3 protein-coding genes are annotated in these 2,737 nt (G+C 73.5%); all 3 read right to left on the reverse strand.

Translation table 11 applies throughout. The features are described 5' to 3' along the window. Positions 1-421 (reverse strand): 16S rRNA (guanine(966)-N(2))-methyltransferase RsmD (gene rsmD / locus G7A99_RS17755; RefSeq protein WP_163142671.1); only part of this gene is annotated, 421 nt, incomplete at its 3' end. Next, a complete protein-coding gene (locus G7A99_RS17760; RefSeq protein WP_163142674.1) occupies positions 408-1,769 on the reverse strand; it encodes a pitrilysin family protein in 1,362 nt (453 codons plus the stop codon). The genes G7A99_RS17760 and rsmD, both read right to left, overlap by 14 nt. Further along, positions 1,766-2,737, reverse strand: a 972-nt coding sequence (locus tag G7A99_RS17765) for a pitrilysin family protein (protein ID WP_163142677.1), incomplete at its 5' end; no start/stop codon positions are given. The genes G7A99_RS17760 and G7A99_RS17765, both read right to left, overlap by 4 nt.

The following is a 2,737-nucleotide window of genomic DNA, read 5'->3' on the forward strand; positions in this document are numbered from 1 at the left end:
CGGCCTCCAGCCCGGCACAAACGGGGTCGATGATAGACGAGCTGAACGGTGGATCAAGGAATACGAGATCGAAGGGGAGCGCCGGTCCCTGCAGATAGCGCCGCGCGTCGGCCACGGTGACGCTGACGCACCCGCCGCCGCCGAGCCGCTCGACGTTCTCCCGCAGGACGTCGGCGACCCGCCGCGAGCGCTCCACGCAGACCACCTCCCGCGCCCCGCGGGAGGCGGCCTCCAGGCCCAGGGCGCCGCTGCCGGCGAACAGGTCCAGGCATCGTGCGCCGGCGACCTCGGCGCGCAGCCAGTTGAACAGCGTCTCGCGCACGCGCTCGGCGGTGGGACGGAGGTCCCGGGCATCCGGGAACGGCAGCCGCCGCCCGCCCCACTCGCCGGCGACGATACGCAGGCGGTTACGCGCCGCCACCGTCTTCCCCGTCGGTATCCGCCGCCCCGTCGGCACCGATCACCCCGGCGGGGCCGACCAGCACCGTCACGCGGTGCCCCGGCGAGAGCACCTGGGAGACCACCTCGGCGACCCGCTCGCGCCCGAGCGCGTCGATACGCTGCGGGAAGCGCGCGAGATAGTCCGAGGGCAGCCCGTACAGGCCGATCATGCCGAGGTAGCTCACCAGGTCCCGGTTACTGTCCAGGCTCAGGGGGAAGCTGCCGGTGATGTTCGAGCGCGCGAGCGCCAGGCGATCGGCGTCCGGTCCCTTCGACCGGAACTCGTCGATGCTCTCCCGCAGCACCGACAGGGCGTCGTCGAGGCGGTCGTTGCGCACCTGGGTGCCGACCTGGAACCAACCTCCGGCCGCCGCCGCGGTCACCGAGCTCGACGAGCTGTAGGACAGCCCCCGCTGCTCGCGCATGCGCTCGGCGAGCACGGACACCAGCCCGCCGCCACCGAGGACATGGTTGGCCAGATACAGCGCCGGCCAGCGCTCGTCGCCCCGGGCCACCGGCGTGGTCTCGCCGATGAGCACGTGGGTCTGGCTGGTGTCGAAGGGGATACGCACGGTCCGGGACGCCTTCAGCGGCGGCACCGGCGGCAGCGCCGGGGCCGCCTCGCCGTCGGCGAGGCCGTCGGTGAGGCGAGCGGCGAGCTCGTGGGCGCGCGCCGCGTCGATGTCGCCGACGATCGCGACGGTGGCATTGCCGGCGACGTAGTAGCGCCGGTGGAAGGCCTCGACCTGCCGGCGGGTGATGCCCTTCAGTCCGTCCCGGGTACCGCTCGGCGGGCTCGCGTAGGGATGCTCACCGAGCAGCGCCTTCATGAACGCGCGCCCGGCGACCGTGCCCGGGTCCTGACGGCCGTGACGCAGGGCCACCTGCATCTGCCCGCGCACCCGCTCGAAGGCGCCCTGCGGGAAGTCCGGCCCGGCCAGGACCCGCGCGAGCAGATCCGTGGCGGCATTCAGGTTGTCGCCGCGGGCAAGGCTGCGCAGCGACACCCAGGCCGAGTCCCGGGCGCTGCCCGTGGACACCCGGGCGCCCTGCTGCTCGAAGCGCCGCGCGATCTCGCCGGCGTTCAGCCCGTCCGCCCCCTCGAGCAGGAGGTTGGCGGTCAGCCGCGCGAGACCGGCGTGATCGCCGTCGCGGGCGGAGCCGGCGTCGAAGAGCACGCGCACATCCACGATGGGCAGCTCGTGGGTGGGCGCGAAGACCACCCGGGTGCCGTCGTCGGTGCGCCAGCGCTGGATATCGGGGGCCGCCCACGCCGGGGCGCTCGCCACCAGGGTCAGGCACAGGGCCAGCAGGATCCGCCGCATCATTCGGCCTCCTCGTCCGTGTCGCCATTACCGCCGCCCGGGCGCAGTACGCCCACGGCGAGACGGTCGTCGGTCAGATAGGTTCGGGCCACGCGCTGCACGTCCGCCGCGGTGACGCCGCGGATCCCCGCCTCGAAGCCCTTGAGCCAGGACCAGCCGATGCCGGTGACCTCCAGCCGGCCGATACGCATGGCCTGGTAGAACATGGAGTCCAGCCCGTAGAGATGGTCGGCGAGGATCTGGTTCTGCGCCCGCTCCAGGGTCTGTGCGTCCACCGGCTCGCGCCGCAGCGCCGCGACCTGCTCGCGCACCGCCGCCTCCAGGGCCTCCGGCGAGGTATCGGGGGTCGGGGTCGCCTGGATGCTGAAGCGGGTGTCGAGCCGGGCCACCGGCGAATAGCCGGCGCCGATTCCCGCGGCCACGGACTGATCCCGCACGAGACGCTGGGCCAGCCGGGCACCGTCACCGCCGTCGAGCACCCCGGCGAGGACCTCCAGGGCGTAGACGTCCGCCATGTCCTTCGCCGTGGCCGCGGACGGCACCTCGTAGGCCATGGACAGGTGCGGCACCCGCACGCGGTCGTCGCTGGCCGTGAGCCGGCGCTCGCCCGGGGCGTCCATGTGCCGGTCCACCGGCGGCTGCGGCTCCTCGCCGCCGGGGACGGGGCCGAAGTACTCGCGGGCCAGCGCGAAGACCGCCTCCGGCTCGACGTCGCCGACCACCACCAGGGTCGCATTCGCCGGCGAGTACCAGCGCCGGTACCAGTCCCGGAGGTCGTCGATATCGAGGCCGTGCAGGTCCTCGGACCAGCCGATCACCGGCTGGCGGTAGGCACTCACCGGGTAGGACACCGCATTGAACCGCTCGCCGAAGGCGGCGACGGGCTGGTCGACAATGCGCAGCCGCCGCTCCTCGAGCACCACGTCGCGCTCCTTGCGGAAGGCCTCGGGGTCGAGGCGCAGCTGGTGCAT

Source organism: Arhodomonas sp. KWT (assembly GCF_010993615.1).